This window comes from Candidatus Pelagibacter sp. HIMB1517 (assembly GCF_052047895.1).
GTDB lineage: Bacteria > Pseudomonadota > Alphaproteobacteria > Pelagibacterales > Pelagibacteraceae > HIMB114.
The window spans coordinates 21,587-41,255 of sequence record NZ_JBNAIW010000011.1 but is presented as its reverse complement, the minus strand read 5'-3'; the positions used below and the strand labels follow the sequence as shown (position 1 = coordinate 41,255).

Below are 19,669 nucleotides of genomic sequence, written 5' to 3'. Positions count from 1 at the left end.
CTTATTAACATTCAAAATGTTAGAATTTTTTTTTGGTAATATAATAATGGTTTTGTCTTTGAATTAATCAATATTTTTTTTACCTTTAAAAATATGGTAAAATGATCACCAGCTTTAATTTCTTTGAATTTATTACATTGAAGAGAAAAAACAGAATTATCTATAATTTTTTTATATTCCAAACTTGATATTTCATCATTTTGAAATGCCATTTTATTAACTAATTTCTTTTGATTTTTACTTAATAATACAACAGTTTGTTTCTTTGAACTCTTAAAATTTTTAAACTTACTTGATTTAATATCTAAGCTCCACAAAACCATGAGGGGTTTTAATGAAACTGAAGAAAATGAATTAATTATAATGCCATTATAATTATTTTTTATATTCTTACTTAGTACACAGGCAATACCGGTTGGATACTTTGAAAGAGCAGCTTTAAATTTTTCAATCATATACTTATAATAATATTCTTTTTAAGAATTAAATTTATAATATCCAGTAAAACCTTTGTTTAGTGAAATTTCTTTTTTTAATTTAATAACTCTACCAGATTTTCCTCTTTTTGATAAAAAAGATTTCAAATTACCTAATTCAATTTTTTTTGAATCAATATCAATTAATGAAAGATTATCATCTATAGAGCAAAAATTATTTAATTTGAAACCCTTTGCTTTAAATAAAGTAACACCTGATCCTTTTTGTAGATAAGGGACTTCATTAAGTTCAAATATTATTAATTTATATTTTAAATTATCTTTTAAGAATAATGCTATAAACTTATCTTTTTCTTTATTTATTAAACATGATCCGAAAAACTGGTCATTTTTTTTAATATTAAATATTTTTTTTCCAGATTTTTTATTCGTAAATAAATCTTCTGATTTTACCAAAAAACCATACCCATTTTGTGATGATAAAATAATTTGTTGCTTTTCTTTATAAACAAATAAATCAACAATTTTTTCTTCGTCTTTTAATTTTAAATATGATGAAATTAAAAATCCCTTTGTTGACCCAAATTTTAAATTAGAACAATTTAAAATATAAGATTTGCCAATATTAGATAATAAACAAATCTGATCTGAAGTTTTGCAATTAATAATTAGATTAATGTCATCAATATTTTTTTCACTTCTTTTATAAGTACCTTTTTTAGATTTTAAAAATTTTTCATTAATAAGCGAAACATTTATATTTTCGATAACTTCAAGTTTTGACTCTAATTCATCATCTGTAAATTGAACAAATTTTTCAAGGATAGATCGTCTTGGTCCATAAACAGAATTATCTCCAAATTCATTTATAACCACTGTATACTCATTGTTAATTTCTTTCCTTTGAAGTGTTTTTGAATTTAAAATTTTAGATAATCTTTTCTTTTCTAACTCTAGATTTTTAAACTCTTTTTTAATATCTAGTTCTTCAATTTTTTTTAAATTTCGAAGCCTCATCTCTAAAATTGAGTCAACCTGTATTAAAGTAAATTTATATTTTTTTATTAATTCTTTCTTTGGATCTTTAGAGTTCCTTATAATTTTTATTATTTGATTTAAGTTTTTATATACAATTATAAAACCTTTTAAAATTTCTAATCTTCTTTTAATTTTTTTAAGCTGAAAATTAATTTTATTATTTAAAATAATATATCTATGCTTAAGTAATGATTTTAAAATTTCCTTTAAATTCATTACTTTTGGTTCATTTTTTTCGTTAAGAACATTCATATTTAAAAAAATTTTGTTTTTAAGTTCTGACTGTTCAAAAAGCGAGTTCATTAAATCTTCAGGTTTCACATTTCTGTTCTTAGGCCTCAAGACAATTCTTATTTTCTCATCAGATTCATCAGAAACATGATCTAACAATTTATTTTTCTTATTAATTATAATTCCAGCTAATTTTTCAATTAATTTTGATTTATTAACTGAGTAAGGAATTTCAGTAACCGCAATTTGATATAATCCCCTTCCAAGATCTTCTACTTTGTATTTTGATTTTATTTCAAAAAAACCACGGCCAGTATTATAAGCCTTGAAAATTTCCTTTTTATCTTCGTTTAGTATACCGCCAGTTGGAAAATCTGGTCCTTTGATAAATTTAAGCAAATCCTTTACAGAACAATTTGGATTATCATTTAAGTGAATTATTGCTTCGCATATTTCTTGTACATTATGTGGTGGTATTGAGGTTGCCATTCCTACGGCAATACCTGAAGATCCGTTTGCTAAAATATTTGGGAATTGTGATGGTAATATTTCAGGTTCATCTAGTTCTCCATCATATGTTTTCTTAAAATTAACAGTCTCCTCTTCAATATCTGCGAGTAAATATTCTGACGTTTTAGTTAATTTAGTTTCCGTATATCTCATGGCAGCTGCATTATCACCGTCAATATTTCCAAAATTACCTTGACCATTTACTAATGGATAATGTGTAGAAAAATCTTGGGCCAATCTCACTAAAGCATCGTAGACAGATTGATCTCCATGAGGGTGAAATTTACCAATCACATCACCCACTACTCTTGCGGACTTTTTAAATTGAGATTTTGGACTCAAGTTTAGTAAATACATTGCATATATTAATCTCCTATGTACTGGCTTCAAACCATCTCTAACATCGGGCAATGCACGTTGCGTAATTGTAGATAATGCATACGCAAGATATTTTTTAGCAAATTGGTTTTGCAATTCATCTTTTGCAATATTTTTACTCATTTAAATAATTTAGAATCTTTGGTCTATTTTTAAAATTTGTTATATTAATTACATCAACTAATCTATTAGATATTGTTTCACTATTTAAATTAAAAATTGCTTTTAAATCCTCAATAGTAAAGTCTAAACTACTACCATTTAAAATACTTTTTATTACTGGGTTAAAACCCTCTTCATTTATATCTACTCCATAGCCAATGTTTTTTAAGAAATTAAACTCCCATATTAAATATGACTTTAAGCTATCACCCTCTAAAGACTTAATTAATTGATCATACTCATCAAAGCATTCAGTATATTTTTGCTGCTCTGGCATAATTTTTGAAATAACCTCAATTGAAATGATTAATAAATTTAGTTTTTTCAAATCATTAAAAAATTTTATTGATATATTTTCCATCAACTCTATAGAGAAATAACCTAGAGCATCTTCATTTTTAGAATTAAAATTCAATTTTATTTTATTACCAATTTGTAAATCTGGCTTTTTCTTTTTCGATGAACTACCGTAAACAACACCAGTAACGCAACCATGCTCTCTTGAGAAAACTTTGACTAAAGAAGAATTTTCTTTAGTAGCTGATACTGAAAGTAAATATCCAATGTCGCTCCATCGCATTTATTTAACTTTTGACAATTTCAATTTTAAAAAAAGGTTTACTTTTTTTTTCAAAATTTTTTCCAGTTGAGACCTTGAGTAAATACCAATTTTTTTAATCATTTGACCATTTTTTCCTAAAATAATTTTTTTATGTACTTCTGTTTTTACTATTATAGTTTGATTCACAGTTAAATATTTTCCCTTTTTAATACTATCAGTGACAATTAAAGATTTATATGGAATTTCCTTATGAATATAAAATAAAAGCGCTTCTCTTGTGATCTCTGAAAAAAACTTTTCCTTTGAAATGCGCTTTGTAAATTTTGTTGTTTCTTTTAATGATTTCTTTTCGATATAGTTAAGTATTTTTTCAATATTCTTTTTTTTTAATGCAGAAATATAAAAAATTTCATCAAACCTATTAATAAAATCTAAAGTTTTTATTTTCTCTAAAATTTCATCATTATCAACTTTATCTATTTTATTAAAAACTAGAATTTTATTTTTAATTTTTTCTAAATTATTTTTTATTTTATCAAGATGTCTAAATTTATTATTAATATCCAGTAAAAATATGACTATATCGGCTCTTTCCAAGCCTTGAATTGCTTCTCTTAAATAATTGTCATTAATGTTATCTTTGTAGAAACCGGGAGTATCAATGAAAATCATTTGTGTATTTTTATAATTAATTGAAAACTCAATGTTAAAATTGGTTGTTTGTATTTTTTTTGAAACAATTGAAACTTTTTTATTGGCAAAACAGTTTAATAATGTTGATTTACCAGAATTAGTAGGACCTGATAAAGCAATGTAAGAAGTTTTCATTATTTGATTTTTAAATACTCAATAAGTTTCTTTGCAGCATTTGTTTCAGCATTTTTTTTAGAAGTTCCAGTTGCTACAAAACTCTTTGATTGCTCAATAGAAACAGACACTTTAAAATTTGGTATGTGAGAAGGGCCCGAATTAGAAATATATTTGTATACAGGAAGTTTCTTGTAAAGTTTCAAAGAATACTCTTGAAGTTTGGTTTTTGGATCAATAAAAACTTGAGAGGTATTTTTTAAATTTTCTTTCCATATCTTTAATATAAATTTTTTTGTTTGCTCAAATCCCTTATCCATAAAAACAGCACCAATAATAGATTCGCACAAATCACCTAATATTTTTTTGTTACCTGCTTTGTTTTGTTTTTGAGCCTTACTGAGGCTTAAAAATCTATCGATTTCTAAAGAGGAAATAATTTTGGAACAAGTTTCTTTATTTACTAATGATGCTAATTTTTTATCTAACACACCCTCAGAGTCTTTGGGGTAATTATCATTTAAATAACTTGCTATAACAAGGCCTAAAACTCTGTCCCCTAGGAATTCAAGTCTTTCATTATTATTATTTATATTAACTGTTTTACTTTTATGGGTAAAAGCTTGTTCAATTAAAGATTTGTTATTAAATTTTATTTCTAAAATTTTCTCTACTTGCGCAAGGTCATTTTTTTTCATTAAATTATTTTTTTTAATATTCTGTTGAAGCGTATTGAGTTATGCCACCTCCAAAATGTAAAAAAATTTCCAATTCTTTGATCATTTGAAAAAAATAAAAATCTCGCTTTGCCAACTAAATTTTCTTTATTTACATACCCAACACTCATTAAAAATCTACTATCTTTTGAGCAGTCTCTATTGTCTCCCAAAAAGAAAAAATGATCTTTGGGTACCGTGTAAGAATCTGTATCTGTCATAGAGTCATTTGTAAAATACGCAATTTGATATTCACTGTCTTCAGTAATTTTTTCTTTATATATATTTACTTCAATTTTTTCTTGACCGCATAAAACTGTATCTTTTTTAACAAATTCTTTCTCTATTTTTTTTTTATTTAAATAAAGGTCACCATTAACAAATTGAATAGTATCACCTGGTTTGCCAATTAACCTTTTGATATAGTCTGTTCTATTGTCGGCTGGGGTTTTGAACACAATGACATCACCCCTATCTGGCTCAGTATATAAAACTCTTTCAGATAAAAGTTTTATGCTAAATGGAAATGAGTGTCTGCTATAACCATAAGAATATTTTGTGACAAATAGACGATCACCTATTAATAAAGTATTCTCCATAGATGATGATGGAATGAAAAATGGTTGAATTAAAAGGGACCTTATTATTACAGCCAATATCAATGCAATTATTAATGTTTTGACATTTTCTATAATTTTTTTTTTCATGAATTATTTATTTCGATATAATAACTGTTGCCAAAGCAAAAGGATAATCATCAGAAATAGATATAAAAAATTTAGCTTTACTTACTTTTAATTTTTTTAAGACTCTTTTTTGAGCCTTTTTATCTATTTTAATGTCAGGTGCCCCACTAGGTTTATTGAAAATTATAATTTCATTAAAATTTATTACACCGCCAATACCAGTACCTAATGCCTTAGAAAACGCTTCTTTTGCTGCAAATTTTTTAGATAAAAAATTAGCTGTTATTTTTTTTTGTTTTTTTTCCTCGAAATGAAGAATTTTATCTATGAATTTTTTCTTATCTTTTAATAAGATTTTTTCTATTCTTTTAATATTTACGATATCAGTGCCCAGGCCTAATAAAGTCATTACTTAACTAATATATTTTTAAATTTTTTTACAACTTTTGAAAAACCGTCAAACAAACTTTCACCAATAATAAAGTGACCAATATTATATTCGTTAATATTTTTAATTTTTTTTAAATAAGCAGCTGAGTCATAGGTTAAACCATGGCCAACATTAAATTTCATGTGTGTATTTTGGCATTCAATTTGACATTGTTTTATTTTGTTGAATTCAATATTAACTTTATTTTTATTTTTATTTTTTAAAGAAGATGCAAAAGCACCAGTATGAATTTCAACAGCATTTGCTCCTAATATGTGTGATCTTTTTACGTCTTTTAAATTAGGATTAATAAACAATGATACTTCAATTTTTTTATTCTTAAGTTTTTGAATAATATTTTTTAAGTTTTTTTGGTTTAGGTTCAAACCACCTTCTGTTGTTATTTCTTGTCTTTTTTCGGGAACTATACAAACATATTTTGGTTTTAATTTTAACGCAAAGCGCAACATATCTTCGGTTGGAGCCATTTCTAAATTAATCGGTTTATTTATTTTTTTTTTTAAAATTAAAGCATCTGTTTTCTTAATATGTCTTTGGTCCTCTCTCACATGTATTGTGATTGAATCCGCTCCGCTTTTAATTACCTCTTTAGCTGCACTTATAATATCTGGATGACCTTCGCCTCTTGCATTTCTTAAAGTAGCAACATGATCAATATTTACACCTAATTTAGCTTTCATATTACTAAATTTTTCTACTACCTGGTTTTACGGCTTCGATTTTTTTTAAGTGTTCTGGTAAATTATCTTTGGAGTAAGTTGGTATATTGAAACTAATTTGCGATATGATTTTATTAATCTCAGAATTACCGCCAGATCGATCTATAATACAAGCATATCCAACAATTTTTGAACCTAAGTTTTCAAGACATTTTGCGCATTCTATGCTTGATTTGCCAGTAGTAATGACATCTTCAAGAATTAAGATTTTTTTATTTTTGCAATCAAAACCCCTTCTTAAATTAAATATATTATCTACTCTCTCTACAAATATATTTGGAACATTCAAAAACTTTGATACCTGGTATCCAACTAATATTCCACCAATAGCTGGTGATGCTACTAAATCAAAATCAATTTTTTCATTCTTGATTTTTTCTGCTAAAGACTCACATACTTTCTCGGCTAAGTCTGCATGCATCATTAATTGAGCGCATTGTAAATATTTTTCACTCCTTAAACCTGATGATAAAATGAAATGACCTTCTAATAATGAATTTGTTTTTTTTAAAATATCAATAGTTTGTTCTTCATTTAACATTAATCTGATTTTCTATGTCTAATTATTTTAAAATTAATTGATCTGACTTTTAATTCAGATATTAAATTTGTAAAATCTTTTAAATTTTTAATTTCAATATCAAATATAAAACTCAGGAAATCCTCTTTTTTATCAACTAATTCAACATTAAAGATATTGCATTTATGTTTACCTATTAAAGTGCATATCTCTCCTAACGTTCCAGCTTTATGGCTTAATAGAACCCAAATACTTGATTTATGAATTTTGCTTTCATTTTGTACTGGCAGTTTATCATGCCAATATCTTCTAATTGCACTTCTGGCCTTCCCCGTTTTTGCGTAAGATAGCCAATGATATGAGGGTGATTTTTTTGTTGAACTTAAAATTTCAACCAAGTCACCATTTCTTAAATGTGTTTGAAGTGGCGAATGTTTTCCGTTTATCTTACATCCAGTACAAGTGTCGCCTAAATCAGTATGAACAGCATACGCAAAATCTATAGGTGTTGCTCTTTTAGGTAATCTAATTACTGCACCGTTAGGGGTAAAACAAAAAACTTGGTCAGCATATAATTGCAGCTTGGTATATTCGTAATAATGCTCTGGATTTTCGCCTGACTCTAAAAATTCAACAAGATCACTTAACCAAGAGTATTCATAGCTATTTTTTTTATCTATATTTTCATTTTTTTTATAAAGCCAATGAGCGGCAACACCTCTTTCGGCATAATCATTCATTTGCTGTGTTCTTATTTGAATTTCAACCCTTTGTTTTTTTGGTCCAATAATAGTTGTGTGTATCGACTGGTATCTATTAGATTTTGGTGTTGAAATATAATCTTTAAACCTGCCTGGAACCGCACTCCATTTACTATGAAATACACCTAAACAACTATAACAATCTGCATTATTTTTAGTTATAATTCTAAAACCAATTAAATCTGTTATTTGCTCAAGAGAAATTCTTTTTTCGTTTACTTTTCTCCATATTGAAAAGGGAGTTTTTTCTCTACCAATTACTTCAGCATCAATATTATTTTGATCTAAAATTTGTTCAATTTCCTTTAAAACCTCGTTAAATATTTTTTTTCTACCCGGGGATATTTCTTTTACTCTATTTACGATTAATGATCTTGCCTCATCATTTAATATTGCAAATGATCTATCTTCAAGCTCATCTCTAACTTTATGCATACCCATTCTTTCGGCCAATGGCGCATAAATTTCCATTGTCTCTTTTGCAATTCTTTCTCTTTTTTCTTTTTTATCGATTGATGTGATTGTTCTAATATTGTGCAACCTATCAGCAAGTTTAACTAATAAAACTCTAATGTCTTTGGATGTAGCTAAAATTAATTTTCTAAAATTTTCACCAGCCGTTAAAGTTTTCTTTTCGACTTCAAGTTTTGAAATTTTTGTTACACCATCTACAAGATCCGCAATCTCTTCGCCAAAATTATTTTTAACTTCATCATAAGTTGCCTTTGTGTCTTCAATTGTATCATGCAATAAAGCAGTAGTAATAGTGGGGCCATCAAGCTTAAGTTCTGCTAAAATATTGGCAACTGCTACTGGGTGACTGATATAAGGATCGCCAGAATGTCTTTTTTGTGTCTTATGTAATTCTGATGCATATTTATATGCATTAATGATTACATTTTCATCAACGTAATTATTATAAGACTTAATTTTTTTAATTAACTGAAGTTCATCTGACATAATAAAATTATAACAATTTATAATATTTTTTTAATAGATTTTAATTCATTTGGATCAAATTCTTTAACAAATTCATCAATAGTTTTTAAAAAAACAGGATGTTTCCAACTTTTATCAAGATCTCTAATGGGTAAAAAAACAAAAGGTCTTTTATGTAAATTTGGGTGAGGAATATTTAAGTTATCATCATTAATAATTAAATCGTCAAAACATATAATATCTATATCTAATGTTCTTGGAGAGTTTTTTTCTTTTCTTTCTCTACCAAATCTTTTCTCAATCTTTAAAATATTCAATAATAAATCATGAGGTGAAAGATTAGTATCAATGGAAACTGCTGAATTACAAAACAATGGATCAGATTTATTTGGGTAAGCCTCTGATTGATAAAAAAAAGATTTTTTTAAAATATTAATATTAAATTGACTTAGTGTTTTGTAAGCAGACTCAATATTTTCTTTTGTGGAATTATTTTTAAAAGGAAGATTTGATCCAAAGGCTAAAATTTTCATTAACTTGATTTTCTAAAAACTCTTGATTTTTCTCTATTCCAATCTCTTTGTTTTTTTGTCTGTCTTTTGTCATGTAATTTTTTACCCTTTGCAATTGCAATGTTAACTTTGGCAATACCTTTGGAATTAAAATAAATTTTTGTTGGCACCACAGTAAAACCATCTCTGTTAATTTTTCCAATAATTTTATTAATCTCTTTTTTATTTAATAAAAGTTTTCTTAATCTTCTCGGGTCGTGGTTATTATAACTACTTTGCTTGTATTCAGGTATGTAAGCATTGTGCAAATAAATTTCACCCTCACTGTCCAAAGCATATGCATCTGCTATATTTCCTTTTCCTGCTCTTAATGATTTTACTTCTGAGCCTAATAATTCAATGCCCGCTTCTAAAGTATCTTCAAAAAAATAATTAAAATTTGCTTTACGATTCTGAGCAACAATGTTGCTAGATACGTTTTTTTTATTCATTAAATTAAATCTAGTTTTTTTAAAACTGCTTTAATTTTTTCTTTAGAAGAGTTTTCAGCAGTGACAAGAGGTAATCTAACATCTTCTGACATCATGCCCATTAAACTTAGACTATATTTTGCTGGAACAGGATTGCTTTCAACAAACATTACATCATGCATAGGTAGCAATTTTTCAAATAAAGTCTTTGCGTCATCAAAATTACCTGCGTTACATAATTTGTGAAAATCTGAACACATTTTTGGCGCTACATTTGCCGACACTGAAATACATCCAACACCACCAAGTTTATTAAACTCAAGTGTATTCTCATCGTTTCCAGACAACATAATAAATTCATTACCCATTTTATTTTTTTGTTGAGTAACTCTATCTAAATCACCTGTGGCATCTTTTACACCAACAATATTTTTTAATTCATAAAGTCGAGCCATTGTATCAACGCTCATATCAACTACAGACCTTCCGGGAATATTATAAATAATTATTGGAATGCCACAGCTATCATTAATTTTTTTATAATGTTGATACAAACCTTCTTGAGTAGGTTTATTATAGTAAGGAGTAACTATAAGTGCTGCATCTGCCTTTGCTTGCTCGGCAAACTTAGTCATTTCTACAGCTTCATCTGTGGAGTTAGAACCAGTTCCTGCAATTACTGGTATTTTGCCGCCAGAGGACTTAACTGCTATTTCTATTAAGCGTCTGTGTTCGTCATGACTAATTGTTGGCGACTCACCAGTTGTACCACATGGTACTATACCATTAGTTCCATTGGAAATTTGAAAATCAATAAACTTTTCGTAAGCATTTTCGTCTAATTTATTGCCTTTAAATGGGGTAACTAAAGCTGTTATAGATCCTTTAAACATAGTTATAAAATATAAGAATTTATATATAGATTTATTACATGATTAAAAGAAAAACTATACTAAAAATAGTACTTTGCTTATCTGTATTTTTTTTTATTCATGATAACTCATTTGCAAGATTAATTAAACCTCAACCAAAACCTAATGAATTTAAAACTAATACTTCAAAAACTAAAAATGAAATAAGAGAAACAAAAAAGAAAAAAGAAGTTAAAAATATTTTTGAAAAAAAAGTAACTCCAAAAAAAATTGTTCCTAAAAAAATAGAGAAAACCGTTTCAAAAAAAACTAATAAAAAACAACTTCCTAAAATAAAAAAAAGAGAGATTAAAAAAGATAAAGAAGAAAACTTCAGTGTAACTAATAATATTCTACCTTTAAAAAAACCTGATGATCTAGGTGTAAACAAAAAGAATTCTAAAATACTTTCTCAAAAAGATTTTTTGATAGCTCAAAAAACATTTGCTCAAATTAAAAGAAAAAGATGGAACTCTGCACAAAAACAAGTTTCAAAATCAAAAAATCCACTTTTAAGAAAATTGGTGAATTGGATGTATTTAAAGGAACCAAGAAATCGTGCAACATTTCAAGATTATTCTGATTTTATAAAAAACAACCCAGATTGGCCAAGAATTAATAGATTAAGGTATTTGGCAGAACATAAAATTAACTTTAAAGAAATTAAAGCTAAAGAAGTAATAAAATTTTTTGCTGACCAGGAACCATTAAGTGGTTTTGGAAAAATTAAATTAGGCGAGGCTTTCTTAATACAAGGAGAAACAAATAGAGCTCATCAACTTATTGCTGATGGTTTTAAAAATGCAAATTTAAGTAGGGACGATCATAGATATCTTAATAAAAAATTTAAAAATTTGTTAACTAAAAATGATTACATTATTAGAGCTGAGTATTTAGCTTGGGAACAAGATTTTTATGAATTAAGAAGAACATTAAGATACTTACCAAAAGGATATAAAGAACTTTATTTTGCAAGATTTGCACTTATGACTAGATCCTACGGTGTTGATAGTGCAATTGCAAAAGTTCCACCTCAATTTAAAAATAATATTGGCTTACAATATGACAGGGCAAAATGGAGAAGGAAAAGAGGAAGGTATAATAGCGCTTTAGAAATCATAAACTCTCTACCCAATGACCCAAAACGCTTAGTCAAACCTGATCTGTGGTTTAAGGAAAAGTTTATTATAGCAAGAAGACATATAAATAAAAAAAAATATCAAGAAGCTTATGATTTGTTAATTAATCATGGTGTTTTAGAAAGTAGCTTGCTAGCAGAAGCAGAGTGGCATGCAGGTTGGTTAGCTCTAAGATTTTTAAATAACCCTAAAGCTGCAGTCGAACATTTTAAAATAATGCATGATGGTGTTAACTATCCAATAAGCAAATCTAGAGGGGCCTACTGGTTGGGAGAAGCTTATGAAAAACTTGGAGAAAATCAAAGAGCAAAACAATGGTACGCATCAGCGTCTAAATTTAATACAACATTTTATGGTCAACTTGCAGCTGCAAAAATTGAAAAAGAAAAATTTAAAGTAAAAAACAATTTCACATTTTCAAAAGATGAATTTAATAAATTTTTAAAACAAGAGCTTCCAAAAGCTGTGATCCTTCTAGATGAGCTAGATGAATCTCAAAAAGCTAAAGATATAATACGACATCTTGGTTCTGAAGAAAGAACTATTAAAGAGCAAGTTTATGCTGGTTTATTGTCACAAGAAATAAATAGATTAGACTTTGCTATTCAAATCGCAAAACAAGCATCTTATGAAAACAAAAATCTTTTAGAGTTAAATTACCCTATTATCGAAACACCCAAAGTTGTTGCGAAAAAAAATATACTGGATCAATCAATAATTTTAGCACTTATCAGGCAAGAAAGTGAATTTGATGGAAGAGCTAATAGCTGGGTTGGCGCAAAAGGATTGATGCAAATTATGCCTGCAACTGGAAGATTGGTAGCTAAGCAAGCAGGTTTGAGGTACTCAAGATCTAAACTTATTGAAGATGAATATTTTAATTTACAAATTGGATCATTTTATATCACTAATTTAACATCAAATTTAGATGGAGCTTTATATATGGCATTTGCAGCATACAACGCCGGTCCGCATCGTGTAAAAAGATGGATAAAAAGATTTGGTGATCCAAGAAAAGGAAAAATCAGCCCAATAGATTGGATTGAATTGATACCCTTCTCAGAAACGAGAAACTATGTACAAAGAGTTGTAGAGAATATTCAAGTTTACAAATACGTAATTAATAAAAAAACAGTAACTAACGATATTGAAAAAATTCTATTTTGAAAAATAATCTTTAAAGGCGTAAGAAATTACTGCAAAAATTGTAATATAATTTAAATAAGATATGTAAAAAGATCCAACATCAAACAAAGGTTTGATAATTTGGTATAGGTCTTTGTAACTTGTCATAAATGATAATTGTAGCGTCAAGTAAATCATTGAAGGTACTAAAAAAATTATTGTAACAATAGTTAATAATAAAAATAATTTTGACCCAATTGAATTTAGTTCTTTAAAATCATACTTAAAATTAATACCAAGAGCTAGTTTTGGTAAAATAAATATTAGTTTTAAAGATAAAATAGTTGTAAAAATCCATAATATTAGCAGACCAGAGGCGTGGTCACTTTTAATAGCTAAAACATTTTTCAACACAAAATGTATTAATAAAGGTGATAAGGCTATAATTGTTAAAGCTAAAAAATTAAAAAAATACTTAATACTCCTTGGTGATAAAAATTCTTTTAAAAATACTGTCTTAGACTTATTTAAAATTTCTTCATGAACACAAACACCTATTGCGCTTGAAATTATCATTGTAAAAATAAAGAAAAATAAAATAGTAAAATTAGTAGCAATCTCATTAGAGATTAAATAATTTAATATATTAAAGGCTATGGTAATGAAAATGACCGCGGGCAAGCCTTCTTTTAATCTTTTGTCAAAATTTGTAATTAAAAATTGAAAAGAGTTAGCTAACGTTTTTCCAATCGAGATATCTTTTTTCATATTTGTGGCGGACAGGGAGGGATTCGAACCCTCGTTACGATGTTACTCGTAAGGCTAGTTAGCAACCAGCTGGTTTCAACCACTCACCCACCTGTCCTTGAATGTTTTCTAATCTTTTATAATATTTTTTTCAATTAAAAAGGTTTAACTACTACTAGAATTACAATTAAAATTAAAAGTACAGTTGGAACTTCATTAATATATCGAAAATATTTAGAAGAATATTTTGATGGTTCGTTGATTAATTTCTTTCTAATAACTCCTAAATACATATGAAATGCAGACAAAATTACAACTAAGGTAATTTTAGCATGCAACCACCCCGCTGAACCAGCATAATGGATTAATGCAACTCCAAAAATCCAAGTCGCAATCATCGCTGGGTTCATGATAAATTTAAGCAATTTATATTCCATTGTTTCTAAAGTTTTTCTTGTATGATCGTGATCTGCATTTTCTGCATGATAAACATAAAGTCTTGGTAAATAAAAAAGCCCTGCAAACCAAGCTACAAAAGAAATAATATGCAAAACTTTAATCCACTCGTACATCAATTCCACTCCGCTTTTGGAGGCATTGACATTAAAATAGCCTCAACATTTCCATCTGTTTTTAAGCCAAACAAAGTGCCTCTGTCATACAATAAATTGAATTCAACATATCTGGATCTTTTGTGCATTAATTTTTTCATATCTTCTTCAGTATAAGGTAAATCTTTTTTTCTTTCAGCATTGTCGTGAACAAAATCTTTAAAATAAACCCCTAAATTCTTAATAAAATCAAATTCATTTTCAAAATTATCTTCATTTAAATAATCAAAGAAAATACCACCTATTCCTCTTGGTTCTTTTCTGTGCTTTAAATAAAAATATTCATCACATTCTTTTTTCCATTTTGGATAATCGTATGAGTTTTTTTTACACAAATTTTCTAAACCAGAGTGAAAAGATTTTGTTTCCTCATTTTCTGGTAAAGCTGGTGTTAAATCGCAGCCTCCCCCAAACCAAGATTTTTCAGTTGCAATAAACCTGGTATTAAAATGAGCTGCAGCTATTTTTGGATTTTTCATATGCGCAACTATTGAAATCCCAGCAGCCCAAAAATTTGCACTGTTTTCAGTTCCAGGTATTTTTTTTCTAAATTCTTCACTAAACTTGCCATATACAACAGAAATATTAACTCCAACTTTTTCAAACACTTCGCCCTTCATAACAGCCATAGTGCCACCACCTCCACCTGGTCTATCCCATGTTTTTTTTTCAAATTTTTTTGTATCTAGAGCTTCAAAAGAACTAATCATTTGATTTTGTAAATCTTGAAACCAATTCGAGGTTAATTTTTTTTTGTCTTCTATATTTTTGCTCATACCCAACCTTGGAGTTCATTTTTAATTAAGGCTCCAATAAGGTTTATGTGATCAGGCTGATCATTTAAACAAGGAATATAGCTAAACTTTTTTCCACCATGTTCTTCGAAAATTTCTCTATTTTCACCATCCAGCTCTTCAATAGTTTCCAAACAATCTGCAGAAAATCCTGGTGCAATAATTTGAAGGTGTTCTACTTTATCTTTGGCTAATTTTTCTACCGTCTTATCAGTGTAGGGTTGCAACCATTCTTCAGGTCCAAAACGAGATTGAAAGGTTGTCATGGCAAATTCTTCTGATAGACCCATTTCTTCTCTAACCAATCTTGTCGTTTTACTGCAAAGACAGTGATACGGGTCGCCTTTGGTAAAATACTTCTTTGGAATACCATGGTAACTGAATAAAATTTTATCTGGTTTGCCATGTTCATCCCAATGCTTTTGGATACTATTTGCTAATGCCTTTATGTAATTTGGGTGATCGTGATAAGTTGATATAAATCTCAATGACGGTACCCATCTCCATTTTTGCATTGTATTTGATACGGCATCAAAAGTTGAACCAGTAGTAGCTGCACAGTAATGTGGATACATCGGTAATATGATAATTTTATTACAATGTTTTTCTCTTAATTCTTCTAAGCCTTTTTCTATGCTAGGATTTCCATAGCGCATACCTATAGCAAACTCTAAATCTAGGTTTTCTTTTTTTAATAAATCTTGTGCAAGGTTTTTTTGCTTATTTAAAATCACTAAAAGTGGAGAACCTTCATCTGTCCAAACTTTTTGATAATTTTTTGCAGATTTTTGAGGTCTGGTATTCAAGATAATACCATTTAATATTATTTGCCAAATTAACTTTGGCGTTTCAATTACCCTTGGATCAGATAAGAATTCTTTTAAATAAACTCTTAATTCTTTGCGCTGAGGTTTATCAGGTGTTCCAAGATTAGATAATAAAATACCAATTTTCAATTTAGTACCGTGTTTAAAATCAGGATTTCCGATAAATTTTGCCATTATAATTCTGTTCTAATTTTATCTATAAATAGTTTAACATTATGTTCTGGTGTAGTTTTTAAAACACCATGATCTAAACTGCAAATCCAGCCTGCTCTTTTGGCTAGATCTTGATCTTTTATATATCTAATAAAATTATCTAAACGCTTTTTAAATTCATCAATATCTTCAATAGCAAGGTATTCATTGGGAAAATTACCTTGAAGAGATAGATCTGTATTTGATAATTTGGAAAAAATATCTTGATTAGAACCTACAACAGTTAATTTTAAATCTTTTATTGTCTTTAGACTTTCATATTTTTCATCATCAATATCTTTTGTAAAATATCCAATTTTTCCAGGATACTTATTTGCAATTTTCTCAATAAATGGTTTTACGTTCTTATTAAACTCATCGAGATTTAAATGCTGAGCTTCAGTATCAAAAATCATTAATATGTCTAAATCTATACCAAATTGTAAATCAATATTCTCTTCGAGAATTTTTTCTATAACAGGTAAAAAATCATTTAATAAATTTGAGTTTGATTGAGGATGTCTTTGTGCAAATTTAAATAAAGTATATGGAGCACCTACAAAGCCGATTAAGGACTTATTATCAGGCAAAGTATCTCTGATTAAAGTCAAACCATCTATTTGAAATTTAATGTAATCAGAAAAATTTTGTTTTTTTTCATTATTGAGGATTTGTTCAGTTAAAGGATTAGCAAACTCTGGTCCTGGATTAAAAGCCAAGCCCATCCCAAGATAATCTAGTGGAAACAAAATATCACTAAAGAGAATTGCTGCATCAAAATCAAAACCTTGAATCGGACCCATGGTTGTCTCGCAAATAAGTTCTGGTATCTTACATAATTCTTCAAAAGTATGTTTTGTTTTTAAATTTTGATAATGCGAATGATAACGACCTGCTTGCCTCATCAACCAAATAGGGGGAACTTTCTGTTCAATGCGATGTAATGCGTTATAAAATTTTTGATTATAGATCTTTGGCAATGTCTCTAGCTCCATAAGTTATAATAAAATCAGCGCCAGCTCTATGAATAGCTAATAAACTTTCTTTATACAGTTTACTAAAATCACCAAGCTTATTTTTTGCTAAATATTGTAAAGAAGCATATTCACCACTTACTTGATACGCCCCTGTAGGTAATTTGGTTTTATTTTTAATTTCTCTGATCAAATCAATAGATGTAATACCGGGTTTTACCATTAAGAAAGAGGCTCCTTGCTTTGCATTCGTTAAAGAACTCTGTATTGCTTTTTTGCGATCATGAACTGGCAATTGATAAGAAGATCGATCAAATTTTTTTGGAGAAGATTTTGCAGCATTTCTAAAAGGGCCATAAAAACTACTAAAAAATTTTGATGAATAACTCATAATTGGAGTTTTGAATTTTTTCTTTTTAAATAATGATCTTAAATATTTTGTTGTGCCTTTCATCATATCACTAGGTGCTATGATATCAGCTCCTGCTTGAATAAAAATATCAGCTGCAATTCCTAGTGATTTATGAGTTTCTTTTAAGTTTATTTTATTTTTATGAGTAATGCCACAATGTCCATCAGTTGTAACTGAACATAAACATGTATCAACGATCATAATTATTCGTTTTCCAAATGTTTTTTTGATTTGAGATAATGATTGATAATGAAAATTAAAATCCTCTGGTTTTTTTTGCTTATTCTTTGGAACAATAAAAAAAATAAAATTTTTAACACCTTTTTTAATATCAGATGAAATAGTTTTTTTGGCACTCTGGATTGTATGACTGTAATTAACCCCCAAACCTTTGATAACTTTTTTCGATTTCAAACCCTCTTCAATAAATATAGGTTGTATTAAATTGCTTGCTTTAAGTTTATTAGAATTAAATAAATTTTTCATCTGGTCTGATATACACTCTCTTTAAAATCTTTATAATTAAAAAACAATTTTAACCTTTTTTTAGGAATTTCTTTTTTTAATTGCTCAAATGTTGATCCAGGGCCGCTGCAATGCTGATATTTTACAATATCTGGCCTAATAGCTTTTGCTAATTTAAATGCTGAATAGCTCATCCAATAAAATACTTTTGCATTAAATAAATTATTTATGGTTTTAGAATTGATTTGAGGAATAAGCTCGTAACCATTAATTTGCTTAGTCTTATAAATTGACATGCTATTTTTATAGGTAATTTTTTTTATATTTTTATAATTTCGATAATAAATTTCCGGGAGGCGATAATCTTCTCCCAAACCATCAAAACTACATTGTGCGATTTTATTTTCTTTAGCAACTCTTTTCCATGTTTGTATACCGCTTGTAATAAAAAAATTGTTATTATTTAAATCTTTAATTGAAAAATCTGGTCTTGTTAGAATGATTGTTGAGTTTTTTATTTTTGGAAGTTTTAACTCAATTCTTGAAAATATTTGATAATCTTTGATATTTTGAGGAAATATAGATTTTGTTTTCTTTATACTTTTTTTATTTAAAATTTTATTGATATGAAATTCTTTATTATTCCTGGCGTCAACACCCTTGCTGAATAAGAAGTTATTATTTTTTATTTCCTCTATGGTAATACCAATATCCAGACCACAGCCTCCACCATATTTTTTTAAAAGACTTCTTTCTTGATTACAAATAGACTGTGTTTTTTTACAGTTAATTTTATTTAAAATAGATTTTGTTTTTTTATCATTTTTTAAATATTCAATTGCTATTGCCCCTTGGCTAGCAGCTGTAGGGAAAATTGATAAAGGTAGAATAAATGGTTTAAATTTTTTAAAAAGATTTAAAAATTTTTTTGTTTCTACTTTATCTACTTTGTTCCCATATTTAAAAATTCTATCAATTGCAGCTTTTGCCATAAACACTGCATCATATTGATTTTTTAATGTTACTTTTAATAATCGAGTAGTTACATTTCCCCGTATAGTTTTTGTTTTGATATTTTTAACTCCTATTAAATCTTTTAGATCTCTAACAGATGATCTTCTTCTTGGTGATGATGTTCCAATAATTAAGTTTCTTTTATTTATGGATTTTTTTTTAATTAAAAGAAGATCTCTGGGGTCATCTCTTGTAATTGTGATATAATCTGTCTTTGACTTTAAAATTGGTAAATCCTTGTAGGAATGAACGACACAATTAAAATGTTTATTTATAAGCCCCTTGGTTAATGATGTAGTAAAAATTCCATATCCTAAATTTTTCCACGGTGCGTGTGCTTGATTCTTGTCACCTTTGGTTGAATGATACTTGGTTATAATTTTAATACTTTTAGTTTTTTTCTTTAATTCTTGTTTTACGATAAAAGTTTGTATTTTGGCTAAAAAACTAGCTCTGGATCCTATTATTAAAGATAAAGACATTGTTTAATTATACTGTTCTTAAATGATATGATAAGTGCGTCTATTTAGATATTTTAATAGATAATCTAATAGCTATA

At 27.7% G+C, this 19,669-nt stretch carries 21 protein-coding genes and 1 tRNA gene; 1 reads left to right on the top strand and 21 read right to left on the bottom strand.

Going from position 1 to position 19,669, the window contains the following annotated elements; translation table 11 throughout:
• Positions 1-11 precede the first annotated feature (11 nt).
• The 13 genes from ACTTAT_RS05930 to dapA are packed head-to-tail and all read right to left on the bottom strand — an operon-like array spanning position 12 to position 10,792.
• Positions 12-455 carry a flavin reductase family protein gene (locus ACTTAT_RS05930; RefSeq protein WP_440680115.1) on the bottom strand — a complete coding sequence of 148 codons (444 nt, stop codon included), beginning with the start codon at positions 453-455 and terminating at the stop codon, positions 12-14.
• Positions 456-476: 21 nt separating this feature from the next.
• A complete protein-coding gene (gene parC, locus ACTTAT_RS05925; protein WP_440680114.1) occupies positions 477-2,717 on the bottom strand; it encodes a DNA topoisomerase IV subunit A in 2,241 nt (746 codons plus the stop codon).
• Entirely contained in the window at positions 2,710-3,336 is a 627-nt protein-coding gene (gene recO, locus ACTTAT_RS05920; protein WP_440680113.1) for a DNA repair protein RecO, read from the bottom strand. The genes parC and recO overlap by 8 nt, the downstream gene beginning before the upstream one ends.
• Positions 3,337-4,146 (bottom strand): GTPase Era, encoded by an 810-nt coding sequence (era, locus tag ACTTAT_RS05915; RefSeq protein WP_440680112.1) that lies wholly within the window; start codon positions 4,144-4,146, stop codon positions 3,337-3,339. It lies immediately after the preceding gene.
• Positions 4,146-4,823, bottom strand: a complete 678-nt coding sequence (gene rnc / locus ACTTAT_RS05910; protein ID WP_440680111.1) for a ribonuclease III — start codon at positions 4,821-4,823, stop codon at positions 4,146-4,148. Before rnc ends, era begins: the two co-directional genes overlap by 1 nt.
• Positions 4,823-5,548, bottom strand: a complete 726-nt coding sequence (gene lepB / locus ACTTAT_RS05905; RefSeq protein ID WP_440680110.1) for a signal peptidase I — start codon at positions 5,546-5,548, stop codon at positions 4,823-4,825. Before lepB ends, rnc begins: the two co-directional genes overlap by 1 nt.
• A gap of 7 nt (positions 5,549-5,555) precedes the next feature.
• Positions 5,556-5,936 (bottom strand): holo-ACP synthase, encoded by a 381-nt coding sequence (acpS, locus tag ACTTAT_RS05900; RefSeq protein WP_440680109.1) that lies wholly within the window; start codon positions 5,934-5,936, stop codon positions 5,556-5,558.
• Positions 5,936-6,658: a pyridoxine 5'-phosphate synthase gene (locus tag ACTTAT_RS05895; protein WP_440680108.1), complete on the bottom strand. Its 723-nt coding sequence runs from the start codon at positions 6,656-6,658 to the stop codon at positions 5,936-5,938. Before ACTTAT_RS05895 ends, acpS begins: the two co-directional genes overlap by 1 nt.
• A gap of 4 nt (positions 6,659-6,662) precedes the next feature.
• Complete coding sequence (gene pyrE / locus ACTTAT_RS05890) at positions 6,663-7,238, bottom strand: orotate phosphoribosyltransferase (RefSeq protein ID WP_440680107.1); 576 nt, start codon at positions 7,236-7,238, stop codon at positions 6,663-6,665.
• The gene (locus tag ACTTAT_RS05885; protein ID WP_440680106.1) at positions 7,238-8,938 is read right to left on the bottom strand and encodes a bifunctional (p)ppGpp synthetase/guanosine-3',5'-bis(diphosphate) 3'-pyrophosphohydrolase; all 1,701 of its coding nucleotides are present in this window, start codon (positions 8,936-8,938) and stop codon (positions 7,238-7,240) included. The genes pyrE and ACTTAT_RS05885 overlap by 1 nt, the downstream gene beginning before the upstream one ends.
• A 17-nt stretch (positions 8,939-8,955) precedes the next feature.
• Complete coding sequence (gene folK / locus ACTTAT_RS05880; RefSeq protein WP_440680105.1) at positions 8,956-9,450, bottom strand: 2-amino-4-hydroxy-6-hydroxymethyldihydropteridine diphosphokinase; 495 nt, start codon at positions 9,448-9,450, stop codon at positions 8,956-8,958.
• Positions 9,450-9,920, bottom strand: coding sequence for an SsrA-binding protein SmpB (gene smpB / locus ACTTAT_RS05875; protein ID WP_440680104.1), 471 nt, complete (start codon positions 9,918-9,920; stop codon positions 9,450-9,452). The genes folK and smpB overlap by 1 nt, the downstream gene beginning before the upstream one ends.
• Entirely contained in the window at positions 9,920-10,792 is an 873-nt protein-coding gene (gene dapA, locus ACTTAT_RS05870; protein ID WP_440680103.1) for a 4-hydroxy-tetrahydrodipicolinate synthase, read from the bottom strand. Before dapA ends, smpB begins: the two co-directional genes overlap by 1 nt.
• Positions 10,793-10,830: 38 nt before the next feature.
• Here dapA and ACTTAT_RS05865 point away from each other — a divergent pair, with 38 nt between their 5' ends.
• Positions 10,831-13,116 (top strand): transglycosylase SLT domain-containing protein, encoded by a 2,286-nt coding sequence (locus ACTTAT_RS05865; RefSeq protein WP_440680102.1) that lies wholly within the window; start codon positions 10,831-10,833, stop codon positions 13,114-13,116.
• Here the strand turns inward: ACTTAT_RS05865 and ACTTAT_RS05860 are convergent.
• The 8 genes from ACTTAT_RS05860 to hemC form a co-directional block, all read right to left on the bottom strand.
• Complete coding sequence (locus ACTTAT_RS05860; protein ID WP_440680101.1) at positions 13,108-13,842, bottom strand: hypothetical protein; 735 nt, start codon at positions 13,840-13,842, stop codon at positions 13,108-13,110. The genes ACTTAT_RS05865 and ACTTAT_RS05860 overlap by 9 nt on opposite strands.
• Before the next feature lie 5 nt (positions 13,843-13,847).
• Positions 13,848-13,939, bottom strand: a tRNA-Ser gene (locus ACTTAT_RS05855).
• 37 nt (positions 13,940-13,976) lie between these two features.
• Entirely contained in the window at positions 13,977-14,393 is a 417-nt protein-coding gene (hemJ, locus tag ACTTAT_RS05850; RefSeq protein WP_440680100.1) for a protoporphyrinogen oxidase HemJ, read from the bottom strand.
• Positions 14,393-15,208, bottom strand: coding sequence for an oxygen-dependent coproporphyrinogen oxidase (hemF, locus tag ACTTAT_RS05845; RefSeq protein WP_440680099.1), 816 nt, complete (start codon positions 15,206-15,208; stop codon positions 14,393-14,395). The genes hemJ and hemF overlap by 1 nt, the downstream gene beginning before the upstream one ends.
• A complete protein-coding gene (gene hemH, locus ACTTAT_RS05840) occupies positions 15,205-16,227 on the bottom strand; it encodes a ferrochelatase (RefSeq protein WP_440680098.1) in 1,023 nt (340 codons plus the stop codon). Before hemH ends, hemF begins: the two co-directional genes overlap by 4 nt.
• Positions 16,227-17,240, bottom strand: a complete 1,014-nt coding sequence (locus ACTTAT_RS05835; RefSeq protein WP_440680097.1) for a uroporphyrinogen decarboxylase family protein — start codon at positions 17,238-17,240, stop codon at positions 16,227-16,229. Before ACTTAT_RS05835 ends, hemH begins: the two co-directional genes overlap by 1 nt.
• Entirely contained in the window at positions 17,209-18,117 is a 909-nt protein-coding gene (locus tag ACTTAT_RS05830) for a delta-aminolevulinic acid dehydratase (protein WP_440680096.1), read from the bottom strand. Before ACTTAT_RS05830 ends, ACTTAT_RS05835 begins: the two co-directional genes overlap by 32 nt.
• Positions 18,114-19,592 (bottom strand): hydroxymethylbilane synthase, encoded by a 1,479-nt coding sequence (gene hemC / locus ACTTAT_RS05825; RefSeq protein ID WP_440680095.1) that lies wholly within the window; start codon positions 19,590-19,592, stop codon positions 18,114-18,116. The genes ACTTAT_RS05830 and hemC overlap by 4 nt, the downstream gene beginning before the upstream one ends.
• Between the last annotated feature and the right edge of the window lie 77 nt (positions 19,593-19,669).